This is a genomic window from Pseudoduganella sp. OTU4001 (genome assembly GCF_038440195.1).
Lineage (GTDB): Bacteria > Pseudomonadota > Gammaproteobacteria > Burkholderiales > Burkholderiaceae_D > Rugamonas.
The window spans coordinates 1-25,276 of the sequence record NZ_JASATG010000006.1 but is presented as its reverse complement, the minus strand read 5'-3'; the positions used below and the strand labels follow the sequence as shown (position 1 = coordinate 25,276).

The window sequence follows — 25,276 nt, the reverse complement described above, 5'->3', positions numbered from 1 at the left end:
TTCAGTTCCTTATAAATTCGCGCTGGCTTCGAACCATGCGCCGATCATCTGGCGCTCGTCGTCAGTCATATGGGTCATGTTTGCCAGGGGCATGTCCTTGTTCTGCACCGCGCGCTGGTAGATCTTGGCGGCGTGCTGTTTCACCTGCTCGGGGGTATCGAGCATCACGCCGCCCGGGGCTGATGCGAAACCCGCTTGCGTCGGGGCGGCGGAGTGGCAAGATGCGCAGCGCTGTGTGACGACTTGCTGCACCGTCGCGAGGCTGGCGCCGGGCGCGCCGTGGCCGTCGGCGTCCGCAGTCGCGGCGGCCACCGCCGGTGCAGCCACGGCTTTACGCGGCGCTGGAGCAATGGCCACAGCGACGGCCGCCAACAACGCCACACCAGCAATCGGATACGCCGGCGACACCTTGCCCGCATGGCGCAGGTTGAAGAAGTGGCGGATCAGCACACCGGCAGCCATGATCGCCGCCAGCACCAGCCAGCTGTAAGCGTGGCTATAGGTCATCGCATAGTGGTTGCTGATCATGATCAGCAGGACAGGCAGCGTGAAGTAGTTGTTGTGCACCGAACGCACCTTGGCGCGCTTGCCGTAGATCGGGTCCGGCGATTCGCCGCGCTCCATCGCTTCCACCAGCTTGCGCTGGCCGGGGATAATCACGAACAGCACATTACCCACCATCATGGTGCCGATCATGGCGCCCACGTGGATGTAAGCAGCGCGGCCGCTCAGCGTATGGGTCAGCACATAAGCCGCCGCCACGATCAGCACAAACATCACCACGCCCAGCACCGCAGGCTTTTCGGCCAGCCTGGTCTTGCACAGGGTGTCGTACACCAGCCAGCCGCCCAGCAGCGTACCCAGGCCAACGCCAATGGCTTGCGCCGAGGTCAGGTCGGCCACGCTCTTGTCGATCATCATCGCCGAGGCATTGAAGTAGTAGACGATGAACAGCATGGCAAAGCCGCTGATCCAGGTGGCATACGCCTCCCATTTGAACCAGTGCAGGTCTTCCGGCAGTTCGGCCGGGGCGACCAGGTATTTTTGCGGGTTATAGAAGCCGCCACCGTGCACGGCCCACAGCTCGCCCATCACGCCTTTCTTGGCCAGCGGGCTGCCCGGCTTCGGTGGACGGATCGAGTTGTCCAGCCAGACAAAGTAGAAGGAAGCGCCGATCCAGGCGATGCCGGTTATCAGGTGCAGCCAGCGTACCAGCAGGTTGAGCCACTCCACCCCATAAGGTCCGAATAAAGTCTCCATGTTTTTTATCCATTTAAGGTTGAACGAAACGTGGTGAAACGATATCGGTTGCTGGCGCGGGAGATCTTTCGAAATTTATATAACTCGCATAGCTGAAAACATATAGTTTCGCAGCCCGGAAGGTGCGAACCTGTCATCCATAAATTCAGATAAGCCGTATTCGGAGACGATGATGTCCAGACTGCCAGAACACCTCGATATCCACCTGATTCGCATCCTCTACCTGCTGCTGGTGGAGAAAAACGTGTCACGCGTGGCCCTTAAACTCAACCAGCCGCAGCCCTCGATCTCGGGTTCCTTGCGCAAGTTGCGCGAGCTGACGGGCGATCCGCTGCTGGTGCGCGGCGGGCGCGGTATGGTGCCGACGCAACACGGCGAGAGCCTGCTGAAGACCGCCAAGCGCATCCTGGACGAGGCGGAAGCCCTGTTCAGTCCGAAAACCGCCTTCGTCCCGGCTGAACAGGCGCGCACCTTCCATCTCGCCGCGCCGGACTATATGAATACCCAGTTCTTCACCGAGGTGATTGCCCGCCTGCGCCGCGAATCGCCCAAGAGCCGGCTGGTGATCCATTCCCTGGTGCCGGACGTCGATTACGTGCGCCTGCTGTCGGATGGCGAATTGGATCTGGTGGTCGGGAATTGGGACGAACCGCCCCAGCACCTGCACATCTCCAAACTGTTCGACGACCCCATCGTGTGCCTGATGCGCGCCAACAGCGCCTATGCGCGCCGCACGGCGAAAGACGGCATGACGCCCGAGGAATACCTGATGCTGCCGCATGTCGGCCCGGCGCAAATCCTGCCCGGCTACCACGGCAATATCGATTCTTTCCTCGCCGAGAAGAATATGGAGCGCAATATTGTTGTGGAATCGGCACACTTCCGCATGCTGCCCTACATCGTCCAGCAGACCGACTTGGTGTTGACGTCAGGCAAGCAATTCGCCAGCTTCTACGAAAACCTGCTCGGTTTGAAGTCCTACAAGGTGCCGCTGGACTTCCCTCCCCTCAGTTTCTACCAGCTGTGGCACGAACGCGCCCACCATGCCACTGAGCACAAATGGCTGCGCGCCCAGGTCAGCGCTGCCGCGCGGCTGATGTTGAAATAGCACATATCAGCATGGCGTTATATCTCACGGGCGCCAGGCATCTAATATCAATTCGCCATTCCCCAGAACACCCAACACGGAGCGGGCCGCCCTTAGTGGCGGCCCGATGCACGATGACGAGCCTTAAGCAACTGAACAACTGCGACGCCGACACCTTCGCCGAGATCCTGCACGGCCTGTACGAGCATTCGCCCTGGATTCCACAACGCGCCGCCGCGCAGCGCCCTTTCCGCACCATCGACGAGCTGAAACTGGGGCTGCAGAAGGTGGTCACGCGCGCCACTTACGACGAGCAACTGGGCCTGATCCGCGCCCACCCGGAGCTGGCCGGCAAGGCTGCCGTGGCGGGCGAGCTGACGCCTGAATCCACCGGCGAGCAATCAAAGGCAGGCCTGAACCTGTGCACGCCGGAGGAATTCGCGGCGCTGCAGGAGCTGAACGCTTCCTACAACAACAAATTCGGTTTCCCCTTCATCCTGGCGGTGAAAGGCGGCGACGGCAAAGGCCTGTCGCGCCAGGCCATCATCGCTGCTTTCCGCCGCCGTCTGCGCAACCAGGTGGAAGACGAGCACCGCGAGGCGCTGCGCCAGATCCACCGTATCGCCGAAATGCGCCTGAACGCGGTGCTGCAATACGTGCCGCATATGGGCCGCGACATCATGGACTGGGCCGAGCAGATCGGCGCCTGGAGCGAGGATGAACAGGGCCTGACCTGCACCTACATGACCCCGACCCACCGCAAGACCGCCGTGCAGCTGGCGCAGTGGATGCGCGAGGCCGGCATGCACGCCCATATCGACGCAGTGGGCAACGTGGTGGGCCGCTACCTGTCCACCGATCCGCAGGCGAAAACCCTGCTCACCGGCTCGCACTACGACACGGTGCGCAACGGCGGCAAGTACGACGGCCGCCAGGGCATCCTGACCGCCATCGCCGTGGTCAAGCACCTGCACGAGAATGGCGAAACCCTGCCCTTCCACTTTGAGGTGATTGGCTTCGCCGAAGAGGAAGGCGTGCGCTTCAAGAGCACCTTCCTCGGCAGCAGCGCCGTGATCGGCCAGTTCAATCCCAACCTGCTGGAGCTGCGCGACCGCGACGGCGTATCGCTGCGCGAAGTGCTGACCGAAGCAGGCCAGGACGTGAACAGCATCGCGGCCATCGCGCGCGACCCCGCCGACTTGCTCGGCTTTGTGGAAGTGCACATCGAACAGGGCCCGGTGCTGCTGGATCACGGCCTGCCGGTCGGCGTGGTGACCTCCATCGCCGGCAGCAAGCGCTATCTGGTGAACCTGAAAGGCGTCGCCAGCCATGCCGGCACCACGCCGATGCCGATGCGTAAGGACGCCGCCGCCGCCGCCGCGGAGATCATCCTCTACGTCGAACAGCGCTGCTCGCAGGACCAGGATTCTTCGCTGGTCGGCACCGTCGGCCAGTTGCAGGTGCCGAACGGCTCCACCAATGTAATTCCCGGCGCCTGCACCCTGTCGCTGGATATCCGCGCCGCCAACAACGCCGCGCGCGATGCCGCGGTGGCCGACATCATGGCCCACATCGAAAAAGTGTGCCAGGCACGCCACATCACGGCCGAAGTCGAACAGACCGTCGCCGCCGATTGCGCCCCTTGCGCGCCGTGGCTGATGGAGCAGCTGGCGGCAGCCGTCGAACGCCACGGCATCCCGCCTTTCGAACTGGCCTCAGGCGCCGGCCACGACGCCATGCTGATGTCGCGCATCACCGACGTGGCGATGCTGTTCACCCGTTGCGGCAACGGCGGCATCAGCCACAACCCGCTGGAAACCATGACCGATGACGATGCCGATCTGTCGGCGCGCATCCTGCTCTCCTTCCTGCGCCAGTTTCGCGCCGACTATAGCGGAAGCGAGATAGCAGATATGCAGCAGCATATAAGCTGAAAGGGAGGCCATAGACGATATTGATACTTAAGCAGCGCGAGACGCCATATTTGTCTGCACGGAGATGCGGAATTTCGGGCGAAAAAAACTAAACGGAGACAACCAAAATGCAATTCCTTGAAAACTACTTCAAGCTCAGTGAGCACGGCACCAACGTGCGCACCGAAGTCTTGGCAGGCATTACCACCTTCCTGACGATGGCGTACATCATCTTCGTCAATCCATCCATCCTGGGCGACGCAGGCATGCCGAAAGACTCGGTATTCGTGGCCACCTGCGTGGCAGCCGCCGTCGGCACCCTGATCATGGGCCTGTATGCCAACTTCCCTATCGGCCTGGCGCCGGGCATGGGCCTGAATGCCTACTTCGCCTACGGCGTGGTGCAAGGCATGGGCTTCCCCTGGCAAGCCGCACTGGGCGCGGTGTTCATCTCGGGCTGCTGCTTCATGATCGTCAGCCTGCTGCGCATCCGCGAGCAGATCATGAACGCGATTCCGGCCTCGCTGCGCATCGCCATCCCGGCTGGCGTCGGCCTGTTCCTGGCGCTGATCTCGCTGAAGAACTCGGGCATCGTGGTATCCAGCCCAGCCACTTTCGTCACCATGGGCGACCTGCACAAGCCAGCGCCAATCCTGGCGATTGTCGGCTTCCTGGTCATCGTCGCACTGGACCGCCTGCGCGTTACCGGCGCCCTGCTGATCGGCATCATGACCGTGACCGTGCTGAGCTTCTTCTTCGGCGGCAATGAGTTCCACGGCATCGTCTCCGCCCCACCTTCGATTTCGCCAACCGCGCTGGAACTGGACATCGTCGGCGCCGTGTCGCACGGCCTGTTCACCGTGGTGATGGTGTTCTTCCTGGTCGAACTGTTCGACGCCACCGGCACCCTGATGGGCGTGGCCCAGCGCGCCGGCCTGATGAAGGACGGCAAGCTGCCAAAGAATATGAACAAGGCCCTGCTGGCCGATTCCGGCGCCATCATCGCTGGTTCCGTGATGGGCACCTCCAGCACCACCGCCTTCATCGAAAGCGCGGCTGGCGTGCAAGCTGGCGGCCGTACCGGCCTGACCGCAGTCACCGTGGCCTGCCTGTTCCTGGCAGCCCTGTTCATCGCGCCGCTGGCCGGCGTGGTACCGGCTTACGCCACCGCCCCTGCCCTGTTCTTCGTGGCCTGCCTGATGCTGCGCGAACTGGCCGAGGTGAACTGGGCCGAGACCACCGAAAGCGTGCCTGCCGTGGTCACCGCGCTGGTCATGCCGTTCACCTACTCGATCGCAAACGGCCTGGCGCTGGGCTTCATCAGCTACGCCGGTCTGAAACTCCTGACCGGGAAATACAAAGAAGTCAGCGCCATGATCTGGTGTGTCGCTGGCGTGTTCCTGTTCAAATTGATCTACATCCCAGGTTGAAGTAAGGAGTAGTAAAGATGTCCCAACCGATTCGTTTCTTCTACCAGGGGCGCGTGCAGGAAGTCGATTCCGCCGCCCCAACCCGCACCCTGTTGCAACACCTGCGGGAAGACTTGCACTGTACCGGCACCAAGGAAGGCTGCGCCGAAGGAGATTGCGGCGCCTGCACCGTGGTGATCGGCTCGCTGGTGGACGGCGAACTGGAACTGCGCAACGTCAATTCGTGCATCCAGTTCCTGCCGACGCTGGACGGCAAGGCAGTCTTCACGGTGGAAGACCTGAAGCAGCCGGACGGCGGCCTGCATCCTGTCCAGGAAGCGCTGGTGGAATGCCACGGCTCCCAATGCGGCTTCTGTACCCCGGGCTTCGCCATGTCCTTGTGGAGCCTGTACCTGAAACAGGAAGGCAGCGCCAAACCGCCCTGCCGCAAAACGATCGATGAGACATTATCCGGTAACCTGTGCCGCTGCACGGGTTACCGCCCGATTATCGACGCAGCCGTCCGCATGGGCGAGCTGCCGGCGGTGGACTTCGACCGCGCAGCGCTGAAGGCCACCCTGCAAGGCCTGCAACGAGACAGCATGTTCAGCTACACCCACGATGGCCAGACCTTCCACGCCCCGCGTACGCTGGATGAAATGACCGCCCTGCGCGCCGCCAAGCCGGCCGCCACCATCCTGGCCGGCTCCACCGACGTCGGCCTGTGGGTGACCAAGCAGATGCGCAACCTGGGCGACGTGATCTACACGCGCCAGGTGCAGGAGCTGCACCGCATCGCTACTGTCGACGGCAAGCTGGAAATCGGCGCCGCTGTCTCGCTGGACGATGCCTATCGCGCGGTGCTCGAACTCTATCCGAACGATTCGCTGCACGAGCTGTGGCAGCGCTTCGCCTCCCAGCCGATCCGCAGCACCGGCACCCTGGGCGGCAGCGTCGCCAACGGCTCGCCGATCGGCGATTCCGCGCCGTGGATGATCGTGCTCGGCGCCGAGATCGTGCTGCGCTCCGACAAGGGCCAGCGCGTCCTGCTGCTGCAGGACTTCTACCTCGATTACATGAAGAAGGACTGGCTGCCCGGCGAATTCGTCGAAGCCGTACGCATCCCGGCGCCGAAAGCCGGCCAGCACTTCCGCACCTACAAGCTGGCCAAGCGCTACGACCAGGACATCTCCGCCGTCTGCGCCGCCTTCTCGATTGAACTGGATGGCGGCGTGGTGCACAACGCCCGCGTCGCCTACGGCGGCATGGCCGCCACTTCGCGCCGCGCGGCGCAGGCCGAAGCGGCCATCAACGGCCAGCCATGGAACGAAAACACCCTGCTGGCCGGCATGGAAGCCCTGGCACGCGACTACACCCCGCTGACCGATATGCGCGCCTCCGCCAACTACCGCATGCGCACCGCGCAGAACCTGCTGCGCCGCTTCTGGCTGGAGAGCCGGCCGGAAGGCGCGGTATCCAACACCTACGTCAACGCTTACGCATACAAGGAAGGAGCCGCTGCATGAACAGCAAGTCCGAACCGTTCATGACCATCGGCGCCGCCAAGGGCTGGGCCGAAGTCGGCCAGAGCCACCCGCATGAATCCGCGATCCTGCACGTGCTGGGCGAAGCCGTCTACACCGACGACATCCCGGAGGCGCAAGGCACGCTGCACGCCGCACTGGGCCTGTCGACCAAGGCGCACGCCCGCATCCTGTCGCTGAACCTGGAGCCGGTGCGCGCCATGCCGGGCGTAGTGGCGGTCTACACCTACAAGGACATCCCCGGCACCAACGACTGCGGCCCGATCATCCACGACGACCCGATCCTGGCCGAGCAGAAGGTGGAATACGTCGGCCAGCCAGTCTTCATCGTCGTCGCCGACACCCACGACCACGCCCGCCACGCCGCGCGCAAGGCCGACATCCAGTACGAAGAGCTGCCAGCCATCCTGACGCCGCAAGCCGCACGCGCCGCCGAATCGTATGTCGTACCGCCAATGCGGCTGACGCGCGGCGACGCACAAGCCGCTTTCGAACGCTCGCCCAACATCCTGAAAGGCAGCCTGCACGTCGGCGGCCAGGAACAGTTCTACCTGGAAGGCCAGATCTCCTACGCCGTGCCGAAGGAAGGCAACGGCATGCACGTCTACTGCTCGACCCAGCACCCGACCGAAATGCAGCACGTGGTTTCGCACGCCCTGCACTACCCTTCGCACGCCGTGGTGGTGGAATGCCGCCGCATGGGCGGTGGCTTCGGCGGCAAGGAATCGCAGTCCGCTTTGTGGGCTGCCTGCGCCGCTGTCAGCGCCGCCCGCCTGAAACGCCCCGTCAAGCTGCGCGCCGACCGCGACGACGACATGATGGTGACCGGCAAGCGCCACTGCTTCTACTACGAGTACGAGATCGGTTACGACAACCAGGGCCAGATCACCGCCGCCAAGGTCCAGATGGTGTCGCGCGCCGGCTTCTCGGCCGACCTGTCGGCGCCGGTCGCCACCCGCGCCATCTGCCACTTCGACAATACCTACTACCTGTCGGACTGCGATATCCGCGCCATGGCGGGCAAGACCAATACCCAGTCCAACACCGCCTTCCGCGGCTTCGGCGGCCCGCAGGGCGCCATCGCCATCGAATACATCGTCGACGAGATCGCGCGCAACCTCGGCAAGGACGCGCTGGACGTACGCAAGATCAACTTCTACGGCCGCAACGACGAAGAAGGCCGCAACGTCACGCAGTACGGCCAGAAGGTGAAGGACAACGTCATCCACGAACTGGTGGCGCAACTGGAGAATGAATCCGCCTACCGCGCCCGCCGCGACGCCATCCGCGCCTTCAACGATAGCAGCCCGGTGCTGAAGAAGGGCCTGGCGCTGACGCCGGTCAAGTTCGGCATCGCCTTCAACGTCACCCACTTCAACCAGGCCGGCGCGCTGGTGCACATTTACACCGACGGCTCGGTTCTGGTGAACCACGGCGGCACCGAAATGGGCCAGGGCATCAACACCAAGGTATGCCAGGTGGTGGCGCATGAACTGGGCATCCCGCTGGCACTGGTGCGCGCGTCGGCCACCGATACCAGCAAGGTCGCCAACACCTCCGCCACCGCAGCCTCCACCGGCGCGGACCTGAACGGCAAGGCCGCGCAGGACGCCGCCGCCACGCTGCGCCGCCGGCTGGTGGAATTTGCCGCGCGCAGCTTTGGCGTCAGCGCCGAGGAAGTCGTGCTGGCCAACGGCACAGTGTACGCAGGCGAAACCGTGGTCACCTTCGCCGATCTGGTGCAGAAAGCCTACCTGGCGCGTGTGCAGCTCTGGTCCGACGGCTTCTACGCCACGCCGGGCCTGAGCTGGGACCGCGAGACCATGAGCGGCAACCCGTTCGGCTACTACGCTTACGGCGCCTCGGTGTCGGAAGTGATTGTCGACACCCTGACCGGCGAATGGAAGCTGCTGCAAGCCGACTGCCTGTACGACGCCGGCAACTCGCTCAACCCGGCCATCGACGTCGGCCAGGTGGAAGGCGCCTTCATCCAGGGCATGGGCTGGCTGACCACCGAGGAATTGTGGTGGAACCAGAACGGCAAGCTGATGACGCACGCGCCATCGACCTACAAGATCCCCGGCGTGTCCGACTGCCCGGAGAACTTCAACGTACGCCTGTTCAAGAACCGCAACCCGTTCGACAGCATCCACCGCTCCAAGGCGGTCGGCGAGCCGCCGCTGCTGCTGCCATTCTCGGTGTTCCTGGCGATCCGCGACGCGATTGCCTCGGTCGGCGAGTACCGCGTCAACCCGCCGCTGCGCGCGCCAGCCACCGGCGAAGCGATTCTCGACGCGGTGGACGCGGTACGTGCACAGGCATGACGCTATCGCGCCGGCTGGCAGCTGAAGCGCTTGGCAGCGCATTGCTGCTGGCCGTGGTGGTCGGCTCCGGCATCATGGCCGGCCGCCTGGCGGGAGGCCACGCCGCCCTCGCCCTGCTGGCCAATGCCATGGCCTCCGCAACCGGCCTGCTGGCCCTGATCCTCGCGTTCAGCGCCATCTCGGGCGCCCACTTCAATCCCGCCGTCACCTTGTCCGAAGCGTGGCAAGGCAGCATGCGCTGGCGCGCAGCAGCGCAATACATGGCGGCGCAAGTGCTGGGCGCCTTCGCCGGCGTGGCCGCGGCGCATGCCATGTTCGGCGAGCCGGTATTCGCCGCCTCAACGCTGGCGCGCACCGGCGCAGCGTTCTGGTGGAGCGAGTTCATAGCCACGTTTGGCCTGATTGGCGTGATCATCGGCTGCACCCGCTACCGGCCGGCCGCGACACCGTTTGCGGTGGCGGTGTACATCATGTCGGCATATTGGTTCACCGCTTCCAGCTCCTTCGCCAATCCAGCGCTCACGCTCGCCCGCGCGGCAAGCGGCACCGTGGCCGGCATCCGGCTACAGGACGTGACAGGCTATGTGGCGGCGCAACTGGCCGGCGCGCTGGCGGCAAGTTTCGTCTTCAGCTGGCTATACCGGGTTCAGGCCGAGTCCTGAGTGTAGTGTTTCAGCACCACCGTTTCGAGCAAGGTCACACTGCGCACATTGCACATGCCGCGCGCATGCTCGATATAGGCGCGCAATGCGCTGGTGGGATCGGGGCACGTATCGGCGGCCAGGCAGGCGGATGGGACATCGCCCGTAACGACCCACAGGAAGCGCTCCTTCGATTCATCCTTGGGCAGAAACTCGAACAGGAAGATGCCGATAAAATCGGACACACCAAGGCCGAAATAGGCGCGCTTGATGGCTTCACACCCGGCGAACGACGCGAGATACAGCTCAGCCTCCTCGAACAGCGCCGCCAGTTGCTGGGTTTCCTCAAAATCATCCCCGAACATATGCTCGATGGGCGTCAGCTTCGAAAAATCGATCCCAAGCGGCAGGTCTGTCTTGGACACGGTTTCACCTTTACCTTACATTCTCTGAGACATCGAATTAACTAGCTTCGTGGCAATATGTCCGAATGTCAGACATGACCCCGACTTTAGCCGTGCGACTTTAGCCGACGGTGCCGATAATGGAGACTTCGCGGTTCTCGGGGACTTCGTTGTAGGACAGCACGTGCAGGCCGGGGGCGAACAGGCGGGCGTAGCGCGCCAGCAACGGTCGGATCTGCGGCAGCACCAGCAGCAGTGGTGGCGTGGCTTGCTGCTTCATCTGCTCGCGGGCGACCGGCATGTTCACCTGCAGCTGCGCCAGCAGGTGCGGGTCGATCGGGTAGTTGTCCAGCACAACCTTGCCGCTCTGGCGCGCCTGGTTCAGGGAGCCAAGCAGCATGTTTTCCAGCTCGCCACCAAGGTTGAAGGCCAGCATCTCGGTCTTTTGGCCAAACAGGCTGGAAACGATCTGGCGCCGCAGCGCGCAGCGCACTTCGGCGGCCAGCAGGATCGGGTCTTTGGTGGTTTCGGAGGAATCGAGCAGCGTGGTGGCGATCGGTACGATGTCCTTCAGCGAGACGCCTTCCTGCAGCAGCACGCGGAATACGCGCAGCAGCTGGGTGTGCGTCAGGGCCTTGTCCAGGGAACCGGCCAGCTTGGGCGACAGCGCGGTCAGGCGCTCCATCAGGGCGGCGACGTCTTCGTGGCGGAACAGCTCGGGCAGGTATTCGCGCACCAGCTTGGACACGTGGGTGGCAATCGCGCTTGGCGCTTCCACCACCTGGTAGCCCAGGCCCAGCGCGTGCGCCTTGTCCTTGGTTTCGATCCAGGTCACCGGCATGCCATACGCGGGCTCGACGCCCGGGATGCCGTCCACCTGGCCGTACACCGTCGGCGAGGGAATCGCCATCAGGCGGTCGGCAAAGACTTCGGACTGGGCGATCGACGAGCCGCCCAGGATCACGGCGTACTGGGTCGGCTTCAGCCCCAGGTCGTCGCGCACATAGATCTGCGGCAGCACCATGCCCATCGATTCGGACAGGCTTTGGCGCACGCCGCGCAGGCGCTTGGTCAGCACTTCGCCATGCGCCTTGTCGATCAGGCCGACCAGCTTGTAGCCCAGCGAAACCTGCAGCGGCTGCACCACGGGCAGCGATTGCCATTCCAGCTCGGGCACCTTCTCTTCGCGCAGGGCGGCTTCGATGGCGGCCAGGTTGTTGTCGGCGACCGGGTGCGCCTGCCGTTCGCGCATGCGGTAGGCGACGTAGCCTATCACTGCGGCGAAGGTGAGGAACATCACCCACGGCATGCCCGGCACCAGGCCGAGGATCACCATCACGGCGGCGGCGCTGAACAGCACGTTCGGCGATGCCAGCAGCTGCTGGCCGACCTGCGCTTCGAAGTCGCTGGCGTCGGAATCGGAAATACGGGTAACGATGATCGCGGCGGCGGCCGACAGCAGCAGCGCCGGGATCTGGGCCACCAGGCCGTCACCAATGGTCAGCAGGGCGAACTGGCGGAAGGCGTCGCCAAAGCTCATGTCCTGCATCAGGGTACCGATGGCGACACCGCCGACAATATTGATGATCAGGATCAGGATCGAGGCGACCGCGTCGCCGCGCACGAACTTGGCGGCGCCGTCCATGGCGCCGTAGAAGTCCGCTTCGGTGGCGACTTCCTTGCGGCGCAAGGTGGCTTTTTCCTGGTTGATCAGGCCTGCATTCAGGTCGGCGTCGATCGCCATCTGCTTGCCCGGCAAGGCGTCCAGGGTGAAGCGCGCGGACACTTCGGAAATACGCTCGGCGCCCTTGGTCACCACGGCGAAGTTGATGATCATCAGGATCACGAACACCACCAGGCCGACCACGAAGTTGCCGCCGATGACCACCTGGCCGAACGCTTCGATCACGCGGCCGGCGGCATGGGTGCCTTCATGGCCGTGCAGCAGCACCACGCGGGTCGAGGCGACGTTCAGCGTCAGCCGCATCAGGGTGGTGGCCAGGATCACCGTCGGGAACACCGAGAAGTCGAGCGGCCGCTTGGCGTTCACGCTGACCAGGATCACGATCAGCGCCAGCACGATATTGAAGGTGAACAGGACGTCCAGCAGGATCGGCGGCAATGGCAGGATGATCATCGCCAGGATCGCCAGCAGGAATGCCGGCGTGGCGATCTTGTGGCGACCCGCTTCCGCGAACAGAGCCTTCAGGAAATTCATGTGGTTGCTGCCTCACTCATCGAAGTTGGAACTGGTACCTGCGCCGTTTCCAGCGGATTGGGCTGCGACGGCCGGCGTCCTTCACGGAACGCCCGCAGCTGCAGCACATAGTGCAGGACCATGGACACCGCCTGGTACAACTGCACCGGAATCTGCTGGTTGACCTGGCTCGTATTGTAAATGGCGCGCGCCAATGGCGGCAGGGATAATACGTCGACGCCGTTCTCTTGCGCCAGCTTGCGGATGTAGAGCGCCATCTCGTCGACGCCCTTGGCCAGCACGAACGGCGCTTCGGCGCGCTTGTCGTCGTATTTCAGGGCCACCGCATAGTGCTCCGGATTGACGATCACCACGTCGGCGCCCGGCACCACCTTGCGCGCGGCGCGTTCGGCCAGGGCGCGCTGCAGCTGGCGGATGCGCTGGCGTACTTCCGGCCGGCCTTCCTGCGACTTGTATTCTTCCTTCAGCTCCTGCTTGGTCATCTTCTGCTGCTCGGCGTAGAAGTAGGCCTGGGCCGGTACGTCGATGATGGCGAAGATGATGAACACGGAGACCATGCCCATCACGCCGTCCAGCATCAGGCTGGCGCCGGAAATCATGGCTTCGTTCAGGCCCAGGCCCTGCAGGCGGGTGTATTCGTTGACGCTGCTGGTGCCGACATGGACCAGCACCCAGCCCAGCACGGCGGCCTTGCCGATCGAGATCGCCAGCTCAAAACCGTGGCGCTTGGTGAACAGGCGGCCCAGGTTGGTCACGGGATTGAAGCGTTCCAGCTTGGGTTCAAGGTTCTTGGAACTCATCACCCAGCCGCCCGGCACCATGGCGCCCAGCACAATGAAGAGCGGCACCACGAACAGCGGCAGCAGCATTTTCACCAGCAGCAGCGCGGAGCTGAGCCAGACGGTGCTCATCACGTTGTCCAGTGCGCCCTCGCCTTCCAGCGGTGCGAACGACTGGTGGAAGATTTCGCGGAAATCCATCAGGTAGGACGGCAGCATGTAGACGAACAGCTTGAGCGAGACCAGGATGCCGATCGCCGTCGCCAGGTCGCGCGAACGCACCACCTGGCCTTCCTGGCGCGACTTGCGCAGCTTCTGCTGTGAAGCCTTTTCTGACTTATCGCCGGCGCTGTCGTCAGCCATGGGGCACCATCTGCTGCTGGATCATGTCGAGCACGCGGTTCGACATGCGGATGTAATGCTGCGGGATGAAACGCACCACCTGGCCCAGCATCATCAGGCCGAAGATGGTGATCACGGAGAAGCCCAGCGCAAACAGGTTGAGCGTGGGCGCCACGCGGTTCAGGAAACCGAAGCCGATCTGCACCACCAGGGCCGAGAACACGACGGGAATCGCCAGCAGCATGGCCGCCGAGAAGATCCAGGCCACGTTCCAGGCCACCGTTTGCAGCAGCAGCGGATGGAAGCCGCCGCCCAGCGGCCAGGCCTTGAAGCTCTGGCCGATCACGCCGGCCAGCACCAGGTGGCCGTCGATCGAGAAAAACACCACAATGGCCAGCATCGACAGCAGGGCCGACACCACATCCGACATGGTGCCGTTGGTGGGGTCGTTCATCACCGCCATCGAAAAGCCCACCTGGCTCGACACCAGGTAGCCAAGCAGCGAGATCACCGACATCGCGAAATGGAAGGCCAGGCCGATCACGAAGCCGATTACCGCCTGTTCGATGGTGACGGCCACGCCCTGCACCGAAATCGGGTCGATGCCTTGCGCCACCTGGCCGTCGGTCAGCGGCAGCATGACGATCGCCAGCACCAGCGAAATCAGGATGCGGATGGTGACCGGTACCAGCATCTCGCCCAGCACCGGCGCCGCGCTCAGCATGGCCATGCAGCGCACAAAGGGCCACCAGATGGCGGTCAGCCAGACCAGGAGGTTTGCCAGGACCTGTTCCATGGCTCGCTAGCCGACCAGGGTGGCGGCGCGTTGGAAAATGGAGACGCAATAATCCATCAGGTAGCCGGACATCCAGCGTCCCGTCAGGATAATCGCCAGCAGGGTGACCAGCAGGCGCGGCAGGAAGCTCAGCGTCTGCTCGTTGATCTGGGTTGCCGCCTGCACCAGCGCCACCAGCAAGCCCGCGACCAGGCCTGGCACCACCAGCACCATGACCAGGATCATTACGATGTGCAGGGCTTCGACCACCAGGTCGACGGCCACGTCAGGGGTCAGCATCTAATAGGCCTGTATGCTCGTCACGAGCGTATTGACGGTCAGGGTCCAGCCGTCCACCAGCACGAACAGCAGCAGCTTGAACGGCAGCGAAATCACCAGCGGCGACAGCATCATCATACCCATCGCCATCAGCACCGACGATACCACCAGGTCGATGATCAGGAAGGGAATGAACAGCAGGCAGCCGATCTGGAACGCGGTCTTCAGTTCCGACAGCACGAAGGCCGCCAGCTTGACGGTAAAACTGTGGTCGGCCGGCAGCGCCACATTGGCTTCGCCCGCCAGGCCGGCGATCTGTTTCAGGGAAGCCTTGCTGGTCTGGGCCAGCATGAAGCGCGAGATCGGCTTTTCCGCGATCTTCAGCGCATCCTGCAAGCCAATCTTGTCCTGGTCATACGGCACGAAGGCGTCGCGCCAGATGGTGTCGCCAATCGGACGCATCACCAGCAAGGTCAGGATCAGGGCCACACCGGTGATGATGCGGTTGGGCAGGCCTTGCTGCAGGCCAAGCGCCGAACGCAGCAGGGTCAGCACGATCACGAAGCGGGTAAAGCTGGTCATCATCATGACCATGATGGGCAGCAGGCCCAGCAGGGTCATGATGATCAGGATCTGCATCTTGACCGAGAGCTCGGTCTTGGCGCCGGGCACTACCCCGGCCAGCAAATCCTGGGCCCACGCAGGCGCGCAGGCGCATAGCAGCACTGCCCCGGCCGCAAGGCCGGGCATCAGGCGGCGCAAGGTCATGGCGCCATCATGTCGAGATTCAACCCGTCCAGATCGATGACCTTCAGGCCGTAGTTTTCACCGGCGACCACCACTTCCGCGCGGCCGATGGCCGTGCCGTTGACCTTGATGGTCAGCGGTTCACCGGCCAGCATGTCCAGCTCCACCACGCTGTCCGGACCGATTTGCATCAGGTCCTGCAGCGACAGGCGCGCCGAGCCCACTTCCAGCGTCAGCGTCACCGGGATCTTGCGCATCATGGCCGGCAGGTCGCGGCGGCCAGCGCCGCGCGGGGCGGGTACCTCACCCAGCTCCTGCGACACCTGGTCGATGATCATTTCCTCCGACATGTCGTCCAGCAGAGCGTCGGTGGTCCCGTTCGGGTTCACATTCATCATATTCATTCGATATCTTCGAAATTGGTTAAGCAGAGTTTGCCCTTGTGCTCAGTTACCGCAGCTGTAAACAGGCGGGAGTCTTCGAGCATGACGTCTGCCCTGTGCAGGCTGATGGGAATCACATCGCCCACACGCAGGTCGAACATGGCGCCCAGCGTGGTTTCCTTGGAAACCAGCCGGCCGTTCAGGCCAACCTGGAGCCGCGCCGCCAGCGGCCCTGGATTCTTGTTGCTCTTGGTACCGGTGTCGCGCTCGGGCAGCAAGCCATGCAGCACATTGCCCATCACTTGCTTATCGAGCGCGAACCAGACCTTGCCCTGCAAATCGCCGTCGCTCAGGCTGACGGTAATGACCCAGCTGCCCTTGCCGGGCTGTGCCGCAGCGCCCGGCTTGACGCTTTCATCTTCACCTGCATCGCGGCTGCCCGCTGGCAGGTTGCTTTCAATGCGCGCGGCCAAAGTGCCGGCCAACTGTTGTCCCAGCACCACGGCCAGACGTTCTTCGGTGGCGGTCACGCGTACCGCCTGCTCGTCCACGGCCGGATCAAGCACGGCAGTAGAGCTGCTGGGCTTGGCAGCCCGGCCATAGCGGAAATTCAATACGCTCAGCAAAACCTTGCGCTCCATGGCGAAGGCAATCTGGCCTGCGGGCGCGGCAAACCCGAGCCAGCGCTGGCGCGCTTCGTTGCCGTCGAGACGGCTGAATGCGACATCGTCCACCTGGAAAGTACCCCAGTAACGGCGGTGCACATTCAGGCGCATGGCCTGGGCCAGGTCTTCGCGCAGCTGCGCGGCGAACACGGGCAGCCGGTGTACCGGCCGTCCCAGCAAGCAAGGGTCAAGAACTTCGTAATGCACAGTGCTTTGTGTGGTATTCATGGTTGGCCATCCATCTGCATCACATCGTATCGCAAAGTAATCCGCTCAGGATGATCTCGGAAGCGTAGAATAACCGAAATCCCTCGGTATTGCCATGAATCAAGTTACACGCTGGCGCAAAAGACTTTACAGAAAAGTTGCCAGCAGGTAAGCTAAGTTGATGCAAGAATCACAAGGAAGCTTTGAATAAACGAAGCTTAATGCATGATTTATAAGAAGTTTTGCAATTTGTAAGCGGTTGTTACGAGAGCGAAATCGGGTTACTATCCTTCTTGCCTTGCAGCACGATTTAACATTTCAGGGCTTAGCCTGGAGCTAAGCCTGATGTACCAATGGTAACGATGTGCAAGCGGTGGCGCAACCAAACTGAGGTGTTCTATGGCAAATGAATTCGCGGGCCTGATCAAGGCCGATCTGGCGGCACTCAACAACGCAGCATCCGGGCTGGTGCAGCAGGCCCACGCCATCGCGCCCGCCGCCAACTTTGCCGGCCAGCCGCACAACAACAACACCTTCTCCTTCGCCCAGACCATGCAGGACGCCATCGCCGGCGTCAACGCGCAGGACGTCGAGGCCGGCCAGAAAATGGCCGACGTCGATGCCGGCCGCAGCGACGACCTGGTCGGCGCCATGCTGGCCAGCCAGGAAGCCTCCCTTTCCTTCCAGATGTTGATGCAGGTACGCAACAAAGTGATGGGCGCCGTCGACGAATTGATCAAGCTTCCGCTGTAAGCCGATAAGCTGCACCTATCTTCGCCTCTTTCGAAAGACCAGACGTGATTGCAAATATCAAGTCCGCCATGGGACGCTGGCGCGGCGCCGCGGCGCCAGCCGTACCGCCCGCCGTACTGAAAAACCTGTATCCCTTGCTGCTGCTGGCGATCGGCCTGACGGCGCTGGTGCTGATGGTCCTGTGGAAGGACCAGAGCGGCTACAAGCCGGTGTTCGGCCAGCGCGAAAAAGTCGCCACCGCCGACATGATGAACGTGCTCGATGCGGAGAAAATTTCCTACCGCATCCATCCGGAGACCGGCCAGGTGCTGGTACCGGAAGGCAAACTGGGCCAGGTGCGCATGATGCTGGCGGCGAAAGGCGTGACCGCCCAGCTGCCGGCCGGCCTGGAACTGATGGACAAGAACGACCCGCTGGGGGTGTCGCAATTCGTGCAGGACGTACGCTTCCGCCGCGGCCTGGAAGGCGAGCTGGCGCAGTCGATCATGACGCTGGATGCGATCTCGCATGCGCGCGTGCACCTGTCGATCGCCAAGTCCACCTCCTTCGTCGCCAGCGATGGCGAAAAATCCTCCGCATCGGTGGTCGTGGCCACCAAGCCGGGCCGCACCCTGGCGCCGGAACATATCGCCGCCATCGTCAACATGGTGTCGGGCAGCGTTGCTTCGCTGAGCCCGGCGCGCGTCAGCCTGGTCGACCAGTCGGGCAACCTGCTGTCGTCGCACGTCGACCTGAGCGAACCGTTCGACGCTTCCACCGCCGGCAACGAGAACGCCAAGCGCAGCCAGGATGAAATCCGCGCCAACATCAAGGGCCTGCTGGGCCCTATCGTCGGCGACAATAATTTCCGCGTCAGCGTGACGGCCGATGTCGACAACGACAAGGTCGAAGAGACGGTCGAGAAGTACGGCGCCGATCCGAAAGTCACCAGCGAGGCCATGCGCGAAGAGCAGGACCGCAACCGCATCGCCATGGGCGTGCCGGGCACCCTGTCCAACCGTCCGCCGCAGCAGCAAGCGGCCGATGCCGCGGCCGGTGCGCAAGGCGGTGCGCCCGGCGAAGGCACGGCGCGCAAGAACGCGACCACCCGCCAGTACGCTTACGACCGCAGCATCACCCAGACCCGCAAGGCGCGCGGCCGCCTGGTGCGCCAGAACGTGGCGGTGGTGCTGGCGCATGCCGCCGCGCCCTTCCCCAAGACCGGCTGGACCAACGCCGAGATCGCCAATATCGACAAGGTGCTGCGCAACGGCCTCGGCATCAACGAGGAACGCGGCGACAAGCTGGTGGTGAGCGCCATGAACTTCCCGGCCAAGGCGGCCGAGACCCCATGGTGGCAGGAACGCGACACGGTGGTCGACTCGGTCAACTGGCTGGGCTATGCGGTAGCGCTGATCCTGGGCTACCTGCTGCTGGCGCGTCCACTGCTGCGCCTGATTACCGGCCGCTTTGCGCCGCCGGCCCCGGTGGCCGCCAAGCCTGCCCTGGCCGGCGCGGCGCGCTCCGCCCAGGCCGAAGCGACCCCGATCCCGGGTACCGCCACGCCGGTGCCGGGCGCGCCAGGCGCATCAGCCGCCGCGCTGGCGTCGCCGGAAACCCCGGCCGTCGGCAGCAGCAAGACCGGCGCCGCCGGTGCGCTGGAAGGCAGCCAGATGCCGATGGTGCCGCTGCTGGAAAACTACGATTTGCCGCCACCGGGTTCGCCAGTGGACGTGATGGTCGATCACCTGAAGGTCCTGGCCGAGAAAGAGCCGGAACGCGTAGCCGAAGTCGTCAAACAATGGATGCAGAAAAATGGCCGACACCAACAATAATCTCGAGCAGGATGCCGAGCACAGCCTGAGCCCGGTCGAGCAAGCCGCCATCGTGCTGCTGTCGATCGGCGAAGAGCCGGCGGCGGCGGTGCTGCGCTGCCTGTCGCGCGAAGAGTTGCTGGAAGTGACCCAGGTCATGTCGCGCATGAGCGGCATCAAGGTCGAGGCGGTCAAGACCGCCATGCAGACCTTCTTCGACGACTACCGCCAGCAGTCCGGCGTGCACGGCGCGTCGCGTTCCTTCCTCAAGCGCTCGCTGGACCTGGCGCTGGGCGGCGATATCGCGAACACCGTGCTGAACAGCATTTACGGCGACGAGCTGCGGCCGAAGATGGCGCGCCTGCAGTGGGCTTCGCCGAAGTGGCTGGCCGACTTCATCTCCAACGAGCACGTGCAGATGCAGGCGGTGTTCCTGGCCTTCCTGCCGCCGGCGCTGGCCGGCCAGATCCTCGATGCGCTGCCGCTGGAAGGGCGCGACCTGGTGCTGCTGAACATGGCGCGCCTGGACGAGATCGACCGCGACCTGCTGCTGGAACTGGAAGAGCTGGTGAACCGCTGCCTGTCCTCCTTCGATTCGCAATCGACCAGCGTGGAAGGCGTGCGCCAGGTGGCCGAGATCCTGAACCGCCTGCCGGGCAACCGCGCCCAGATCGTCGAGCTGCTGCGGGCCCATGATCCGGACGTGGTGGCGCAGATCGAAATGTCGATGTATGACTTCCTGATCCTGTCGACCCAGACCGAAGTCACCCTCACCCGCATCATCGAGGAAGTGCCACTGGAGCAGTGGGCGATCGCGCTCAAGGGCGCCGAGCCGGCCATCCGCGATGCGGTGCTGAAGACCATGCCGAAGCGCCAGGCGCAGGCGTTCGAAGACATGATGCGGCGCGCCGGTCCGGTGCCGATGTCGCGTATCGAAGCGACTCGCCAGGAAATCATGGCCACCGTCAAGGCGCTGGCCGACGCCGGCGAAGTCGAGGTGCAGCTGTTCGCCGAAACGGTGGTCGAGTGATGAAGCAATTCCGTCCCTACCGCTTCCCGCCCCTGCAGCAGTACGTGCATCAGCACGGCCACAACGGTAAGCCGCAGGGCCAGATGGCCGATGCCGCCCAATGGCAGGCCTCGGTCAGCGAAGGCTTCGAGCAAGGCCAGCGCGACGGCTACGAAATCGGCCTGCAGCGCGGCCAGGAAGACGGCTTCGAAGCCGGCCGCCAGCAAGGCATCGAGCTGGGCCGCGAGGAAGGCCGCCAGGAGACCCTGGTCGGCTTCGACCACCTGGCGCGTCCGGTGGACGGCATGCTGAAGTCGCTGAAGAAGCTGCGCGCCGACTACCGCGCGGCGCAGCGCAAGGAAGTGGTGGACCTGGTGGCGAAAGTGGCGCGCAATGTGATCCGCGCCGAGCTGGCCCTGCAGCCGGTACAGATCATGGCCCTGGTCGACGAGACCCTGGCCTCGATGCCGCCGACCCGCGAAGAAATCGATGTCTTCCTTAATCCGGAAGAAGTCAAACGCATCATGGAAGTCGATCCCAAGCGCGCCAAGCGCTGGAACCTGATCGGCGACGCCCGCCTCGACGTCGGCGAATGCCGGATTCGTGCCGGCGACAACGAAGTCGATGCCGGCTGCCACCAGCGTCTTGCTGCTGTCATGGAACAGGTCGATAATCAGTTACAGGCTGCCGATGGCGGCGACGATGCTGAGAGCGAAGAATGATTGCAGACGCACTGCGCAAGCTGGAACTCGACGACGTTCCGCTGGCCACCCCGACCGGGCGGCTGGTGGGCGCGTCCGGCCTGCTGCTGGAGGCGGCGGGCTGTAAATTGCATACCGGCCAACGTTGCCAGATCGAGACCGTGGATGGCGAATGGCTCGATGCGCAGGTGGTGGGATTCCGCGAAAAACTGTCGTTCCTGATGCCGTTCAAAAAAGCCATCGGCCTGACCACCGGCGCGCGCGTGCTGCCGTCGCCCGACAAGGTCAGCCTGCAGATCGGCAAAGGCTGGCTGGGGCGCATGGTCAACGGCCTGGGCGAACCGATCGACGGCCTGGGCAAGCTGGAAGGCGAACACCCGCTCGAAGCGCAGCCGCCGCGCATCAACCCGCTGAAGAAAAAACCGGTCACCGAAGCACTCGACGTGGGCGTGCGCGCCATCAATTCCATGCTGACCCTGGGCCAGGGCCAGCGGGTCGGCCTGATGGCCGGCTCCGGCGTCGGCAAGTCCGTGCTGCTGGGCCTGATCACGCGCCAGACCGTGGCCGACGTGGTGGTGGTCGGCCTGATCGGCGAACGCTCGCGCGAGGTGCGCGAATTCGTCGAAATGTCACTGGGCCCGGAAGGCTTGCGCAAGGCCGTGCTGGTGATCGCGCCGGCCGACGAATCGCCGCTGATGCGCATCATGGCCACCGAACTGTGCCATTCGATCGCCGCCCATTACCGCGACCAGGGCAAGAACGTGCTGCTGCTGGTCGACTCGCTGACCCGCTACGCCATGGCGCTGCGCGAAGTGGCGCTGGCGCTCGGCGAGCCGCCTGCCACCAAGGGCTATCCGCCGTCCGTGTTCTCCGCCCTGCCGCAGCTGGTCGAATCGGCCGGCAACGGCGAAAACCAGCACGGCAGCATGAGCGCCATCTACACCGTGCTGGCCGAAGGCGACGACCAGCAGGACCCGGTGGTCGATACCGCGCGGGCGATCCTGGACGGCCACATCGTGCTGACGCGCGAACTGGCCGAGCGCGGCCACTACCCGGCCATCAATATCGCGGCGTCCATCAGCCGCTGCATGAACCACGTCATCACGCGCGAGCACATGCTGGCGGCGCGCGCGCTGAAGGCCTCGATGGCGCGCCACGAGCGGGTGCGCGACCTGATCCCGCTCGGCGCCTACGTGCCCGGCGCCGACCCGGTGACCGACAAGGCAGTCAACCTGCACCCGCATATCGAAGAATTCCTCTGCCAGGGGACCAAGGAACCGGCCCCTTACAGCGCATGCGTCGCTCAACTTGAAAGACTGATGGCATGAACTCCAAGCACACCATCCGCAGCCTGTCGACCCTGGTCGAGTTGCGCAACACCGAAGTGGAAAAGCTGCAGTCCGACCTGGCCGCCAAGGAACAGCTGCGCGAGCGCCACCAGAAGACGCTCGACAAGCTCACCAGCCTGTACGAGAGCAGCGGCGCTTCGGGCAAGCTGCCGATGGCCCTGGCGCTCAACTGCGGCGATTACAAGCAGGGGGTGATGGAGATGGCGGCGCACCAGAAACTGAACCTGTCCATGCATGAGGCCGACATGGCCGTGTCGCAGCGCGCGCTGACGGCCGCCTATGTCAAGCGCGAAGTGCTGGGCCAGGTGCTGGAAAAGCACCAGCATGCGGCCGTCACGGCGCAACGCTCGCAGGAACGCAAGCAGCATGACGAATTGGCAACGCAATTGTGGTACCGCGGGCATAAATGAGCGCTGCAACGGAATATTTCATGAAGTCACTACTTTGGTCGCCTGATACCTTGGTACACTTCATTTAAATTTCCTCGGAGCACGAGAAAATGGCAACTACCGCACCTACTTTCGACCCCAAGAGCACCGCCACCAACCTGGCCCAGCTCTCCGTGGAAGGCCGTCAGAATATCCTGACCGCCCAAACTACCAGCGCGACGGCTGTGGCCGCGGCGCTGACCAAGCTGAGCAGTGCGATGACGAGCTTCCGCAGCGCGCTGTCTTCGCTCAGCAGCCAGAGCTCGGTTATTGCGAACAAGGCAACCTTCAGTGCCGATATCGGCACGGCCACGGCCGATGCGTCGGCGGCGCCGGGCACTTACCAGTTCTATGTTGAACAACTGGCCACTGCGGGCCAGATCTCGTACAACGGCATCGCCGACACCTCGGCCGCCAATCCGGGCAGCCTGGTGGTGACCCTGGCCGACGGCAGCAACTTCACCGTGACCCTGGCCAATGCGGACAGCAACCACGACAATGTGCTGACCGCCAAGGAAATCGCTGCCGCCATCAATATCGACGCGGCCAATAATTCGCGCGTCACCGCCTCCACCATGTCGGTGAACGGCCAGACCCGCCTGGTGCTGACCTCCACCCAGAGCGGCGCCGACAATGCCGTGACCGGGATCGACACCAGCCAGCTGACCGATGCCGGCCTGGCCGCCTCGCTCGACAATGCCAACCAGGTGGTGCTGCAGACGGCCAAGAACGCCGTGGTGTGGATCGGCGCCCAGGGCGGCGACCCGACCAACCGCATCGAGCAAGCCACCAATACCTTCAAGCTGATCGATGGCGTCAGCATGACCTTCACCAAGGCCCAGGCGGCGCTGGAAAATCCGGTGACCCTGACCGTGGGCCGCGACGATGCCGGCACCGCCGCCAATGTGCAGAGTTTTGTCGATTCCTGGAACAAGCTGATCGCCACCTTCAAGGAAGTGTCGGCCGCCGGCGACCCGGCCAGCGGCAAAGCCGCCGGCATCTACGCCAACGACGCCGGCCTGGCCGCGCTGAAAGCGCGCATGCAGCAGGTGCTGCGCACCGAAACCGGCGGCCAGAGCCTGGTCACCTTCGGCGTATCGGCGCAGCGCGACGGCACCCTGTCGCTCGACACCAAGCGCCTCAACAAGGCGATTAGCGCCAACCCGGAAGCGCTGAACGATATCTTCGGCAAGACCACCGGCGTGGCGCCGGGCGGCGTGCTGGGCGACCTGGACAAACTGGTCAACAGCTGGACCAAGGCCGGCACCGGCCAGCTGGCCAGCCGCAAGGACAGCAACGCGCGCCTGCAAGCGACCCTGGCCACCCGCCAGGCCCTGCTGGAAACCCAGTACGACACCGCCTACAAGCGTTACCTGGCGCAGTTCACGCAGCTGCAAAGCCTGCAATCGCAAATGAGCGGCACGACGAGCATGTTCGACGCGCTGTTCAGCAAATCGTCTACCTGAAAGCATTAAGCAATGAATCACGACGCCTACGGCAGTTACCACGCCACCAACCTGGAATCCCAGACGGCCCGCGCCACGCCAGTCGAACTGGTGCTGGTGCTGACCGATGGCCTGCTGGAAGAACTGGCGCGCGCCCGCGGCCATATCGTGGGCAAGCGCTACGAACAGAAAGCTGTCAGCCTGGACAAGTGCACCCAGATCATCAACGGCCTCGCCAGCTCGCTCGATTTCGAGCAGGGCGGCGAGGTGGTGGCCAACCTGGGCAAACTGTACGATTACTGTGCGGCCCGCCTGTACCGGGCCGGCGTGGATATGGACCCTGCCGTGATCGACGAAGTGGTGGGCTTGCTGACCACCATCCGCGCCGGCTGGCAGGGAGTACACGAAAAACATGGATAGGCATCGCACGCTGCTGCAACTGGCGCAGCAGCTGAGCGCCGCCACCGCTGCCAGTGACTGGACGGCGCTGGCGGCGATTAACACTTTGATGGCCTCCTCCCTGCCCCAGCTGGCAGCGCAGGGAACGTGGACGCCGGCCGAGCGCGCAGCGCTGGCGGCGCTGCAGGAGCTGCACCTCGCGGCAGTGGCGAAAGTCGATGGCGCCGCCGCCGAGATGGGCCAGCACATTGTCGATTTAACCCATAACAGAGAGGGCTGGCTGGCCTATGCCCTCGACAGCGGCGACGCTGTAACCGGAACTTGAGCATGATGAACCTGCCCGCGGCGCCTGCCGTCCCTGTCCCCAACGCCGTCGGCGCCGCCGCTGACGTCTGCCTGCTGCCGTCCCCGGCCGCCAACCC

General features: G+C 63.9%; 24 protein-coding genes. 15 read left to right on the top strand and 9 right to left on the bottom strand.

Features of this window, described 5'->3' with window-relative positions; all coding sequences use genetic code 11:
• Nucleotides 1–9 precede the first annotated feature (9 nt).
• Nucleotides 10–1,260 (bottom strand): urate hydroxylase PuuD, encoded by a 1,251-nt coding sequence (locus AAHE99_RS07505; RefSeq protein ID WP_342116087.1) that lies wholly within the window; start codon nt 1,258–1,260, stop codon nt 10–12.
• 172 nt (nt 1,261–1,432) lie between these two features.
• Between AAHE99_RS07505 and AAHE99_RS07500 the strand changes: the two genes are divergently transcribed.
• The 6 genes from AAHE99_RS07500 to AAHE99_RS07475 all read left to right on the top strand — a co-directional run bounded on the left by AAHE99_RS07500 (nt 1,433) and on the right by AAHE99_RS07475 (nt 10,199).
• Nucleotides 1,433–2,368, top strand: coding sequence for a LysR family transcriptional regulator (locus AAHE99_RS07500; protein ID WP_342116085.1), 936 nt, complete (start codon nt 1,433–1,435; stop codon nt 2,366–2,368).
• A gap of 113 nt (nt 2,369–2,481) precedes the next feature.
• Nucleotides 2,482–4,281: an allantoate amidohydrolase gene (locus AAHE99_RS07495; RefSeq protein ID WP_342116083.1), complete on the top strand. Its 1,800-nt coding sequence runs from the start codon at nt 2,482–2,484 to the stop codon at nt 4,279–4,281.
• A 107-nt stretch (nt 4,282–4,388) separates the two neighbouring features.
• Nucleotides 4,389–5,690 carry an NCS2 family permease gene (locus tag AAHE99_RS07490; protein WP_342116081.1) on the top strand — a complete coding sequence of 434 codons (1,302 nt, stop codon included), beginning with the start codon at nt 4,389–4,391 and terminating at the stop codon, nt 5,688–5,690.
• Nucleotides 5,691–5,707: 17 nt separating this feature from the next.
• The gene (gene xdhA, locus AAHE99_RS07485; RefSeq protein WP_342116079.1) at nt 5,708–7,195 is read left to right on the top strand and encodes a xanthine dehydrogenase small subunit; all 1,488 of its coding nucleotides are present in this window, start codon (nt 5,708–5,710) and stop codon (nt 7,193–7,195) included.
• A complete protein-coding gene (gene xdhB / locus AAHE99_RS07480; RefSeq protein ID WP_342116078.1) occupies nt 7,192–9,537 on the top strand; it encodes a xanthine dehydrogenase molybdopterin binding subunit in 2,346 nt (781 codons plus the stop codon). The genes xdhA and xdhB overlap by 4 nt, the downstream gene beginning before the upstream one ends.
• Nucleotides 9,534–10,199, top strand: a complete 666-nt coding sequence (locus AAHE99_RS07475; RefSeq protein WP_342116076.1) for an aquaporin — start codon at nt 9,534–9,536, stop codon at nt 10,197–10,199. Before xdhB ends, AAHE99_RS07475 begins: the two co-directional genes overlap by 4 nt.
• Here the strand turns inward: AAHE99_RS07475 and AAHE99_RS07470 are convergent.
• The 8 genes from AAHE99_RS07470 to AAHE99_RS07435 all read right to left on the bottom strand — a co-directional run bounded on the left by AAHE99_RS07470 (nt 10,184) and on the right by AAHE99_RS07435 (nt 16,998).
• Entirely contained in the window at nt 10,184–10,603 is a 420-nt protein-coding gene (locus AAHE99_RS07470) for a hypothetical protein (RefSeq protein WP_342116075.1), read from the bottom strand. The genes AAHE99_RS07475 and AAHE99_RS07470 overlap by 16 nt on opposite strands.
• 100 nt (nt 10,604–10,703) lie before the next feature.
• Complete coding sequence (locus AAHE99_RS07465; protein ID WP_342116073.1) at nt 10,704–12,800, bottom strand: flagellar biosynthesis protein FlhA; 2,097 nt, start codon at nt 12,798–12,800, stop codon at nt 10,704–10,706.
• Entirely contained in the window at nt 12,797–13,942 is a 1,146-nt protein-coding gene (gene flhB / locus AAHE99_RS07460; RefSeq protein ID WP_342116071.1) for a flagellar type III secretion system protein FlhB, read from the bottom strand. Before flhB ends, AAHE99_RS07465 begins: the two co-directional genes overlap by 4 nt.
• A complete protein-coding gene (locus tag AAHE99_RS07455) occupies nt 13,935–14,717 on the bottom strand; it encodes a flagellar biosynthetic protein FliR (RefSeq protein WP_342116068.1) in 783 nt (260 codons plus the stop codon). The genes flhB and AAHE99_RS07455 overlap by 8 nt, the downstream gene beginning before the upstream one ends.
• Before the next feature lie 6 nt (nt 14,718–14,723).
• Entirely contained in the window at nt 14,724–14,996 is a 273-nt protein-coding gene (gene fliQ / locus AAHE99_RS07450; RefSeq protein WP_028101175.1) for a flagellar biosynthesis protein FliQ, read from the bottom strand.
• Complete coding sequence (fliP, locus tag AAHE99_RS07445; RefSeq protein ID WP_446728902.1) at nt 14,997–15,743, bottom strand: flagellar type III secretion system pore protein FliP; 747 nt, start codon at nt 15,741–15,743, stop codon at nt 14,997–14,999. It abuts the gene before it with no gap.
• On the bottom strand, nt 15,740–16,117 hold the full coding sequence (locus AAHE99_RS07440; protein WP_446728908.1) for a FliM/FliN family flagellar motor switch protein: 378 nt from the start codon (nt 16,115–16,117) through the stop codon (nt 15,740–15,742). Before AAHE99_RS07440 ends, fliP begins: the two co-directional genes overlap by 4 nt.
• A 5-nt stretch (nt 16,118–16,122) precedes the next feature.
• Entirely contained in the window at nt 16,123–16,998 is an 876-nt protein-coding gene (locus AAHE99_RS07435) for a FliM/FliN family flagellar motor switch protein (protein WP_342116065.1), read from the bottom strand.
• A 378-nt stretch (nt 16,999–17,376) separates the two neighbouring features.
• On the opposite strand from AAHE99_RS07435, the gene AAHE99_RS07430 reads away from it, so the two are divergent.
• The 9 genes from AAHE99_RS07430 to AAHE99_RS07390 all read left to right on the top strand — a co-directional run bounded on the left by AAHE99_RS07430 (nt 17,377) and on the right by AAHE99_RS07390 (nt 25,179).
• Complete coding sequence (locus AAHE99_RS07430) at nt 17,377–17,730, top strand: flagellar hook-basal body complex protein FliE (RefSeq protein WP_342116063.1); 354 nt, start codon at nt 17,377–17,379, stop codon at nt 17,728–17,730.
• A 68-nt stretch (nt 17,731–17,798) separates the two neighbouring features.
• Nucleotides 17,799–19,544 carry a flagellar basal-body MS-ring/collar protein FliF gene (fliF, locus tag AAHE99_RS07425; protein ID WP_446728907.1) on the top strand — a complete coding sequence of 582 codons (1,746 nt, stop codon included), beginning with the start codon at nt 17,799–17,801 and terminating at the stop codon, nt 19,542–19,544.
• Nucleotides 19,525–20,553: a flagellar motor switch protein FliG gene (locus AAHE99_RS07420; protein WP_342116058.1), complete on the top strand. Its 1,029-nt coding sequence runs from the start codon at nt 19,525–19,527 to the stop codon at nt 20,551–20,553. Before fliF ends, AAHE99_RS07420 begins: the two co-directional genes overlap by 20 nt.
• A complete protein-coding gene (gene fliH, locus AAHE99_RS07415; protein ID WP_342116057.1) occupies nt 20,553–21,254 on the top strand; it encodes a flagellar assembly protein FliH in 702 nt (233 codons plus the stop codon). The genes AAHE99_RS07420 and fliH overlap by 1 nt, the downstream gene beginning before the upstream one ends.
• Complete coding sequence (gene fliI, locus AAHE99_RS07410) at nt 21,251–22,561, top strand: flagellar protein export ATPase FliI (RefSeq protein ID WP_342116055.1); 1,311 nt, start codon at nt 21,251–21,253, stop codon at nt 22,559–22,561. Before fliH ends, fliI begins: the two co-directional genes overlap by 4 nt.
• Nucleotides 22,558–22,992, top strand: coding sequence for a flagellar export protein FliJ (fliJ, locus tag AAHE99_RS07405; protein ID WP_342116054.1), 435 nt, complete (start codon nt 22,558–22,560; stop codon nt 22,990–22,992). Before fliI ends, fliJ begins: the two co-directional genes overlap by 4 nt.
• Nucleotides 22,993–23,081: 89 nt before the next feature.
• Nucleotides 23,082–24,476, top strand: coding sequence for a flagellar filament capping protein FliD (gene fliD / locus AAHE99_RS07400; RefSeq protein ID WP_342116053.1), 1,395 nt, complete (start codon nt 23,082–23,084; stop codon nt 24,474–24,476).
• Between the two features lie 12 nt (nt 24,477–24,488).
• Entirely contained in the window at nt 24,489–24,875 is a 387-nt protein-coding gene (gene fliS, locus AAHE99_RS07395) for a flagellar export chaperone FliS (RefSeq protein ID WP_342116051.1), read from the top strand.
• Nucleotides 24,868–25,179: a hypothetical protein gene (locus tag AAHE99_RS07390; protein WP_342116049.1), complete on the top strand. Its 312-nt coding sequence runs from the start codon at nt 24,868–24,870 to the stop codon at nt 25,177–25,179. Before fliS ends, AAHE99_RS07390 begins: the two co-directional genes overlap by 8 nt.
• Nucleotides 25,180–25,276 lie beyond the last annotated feature (97 nt).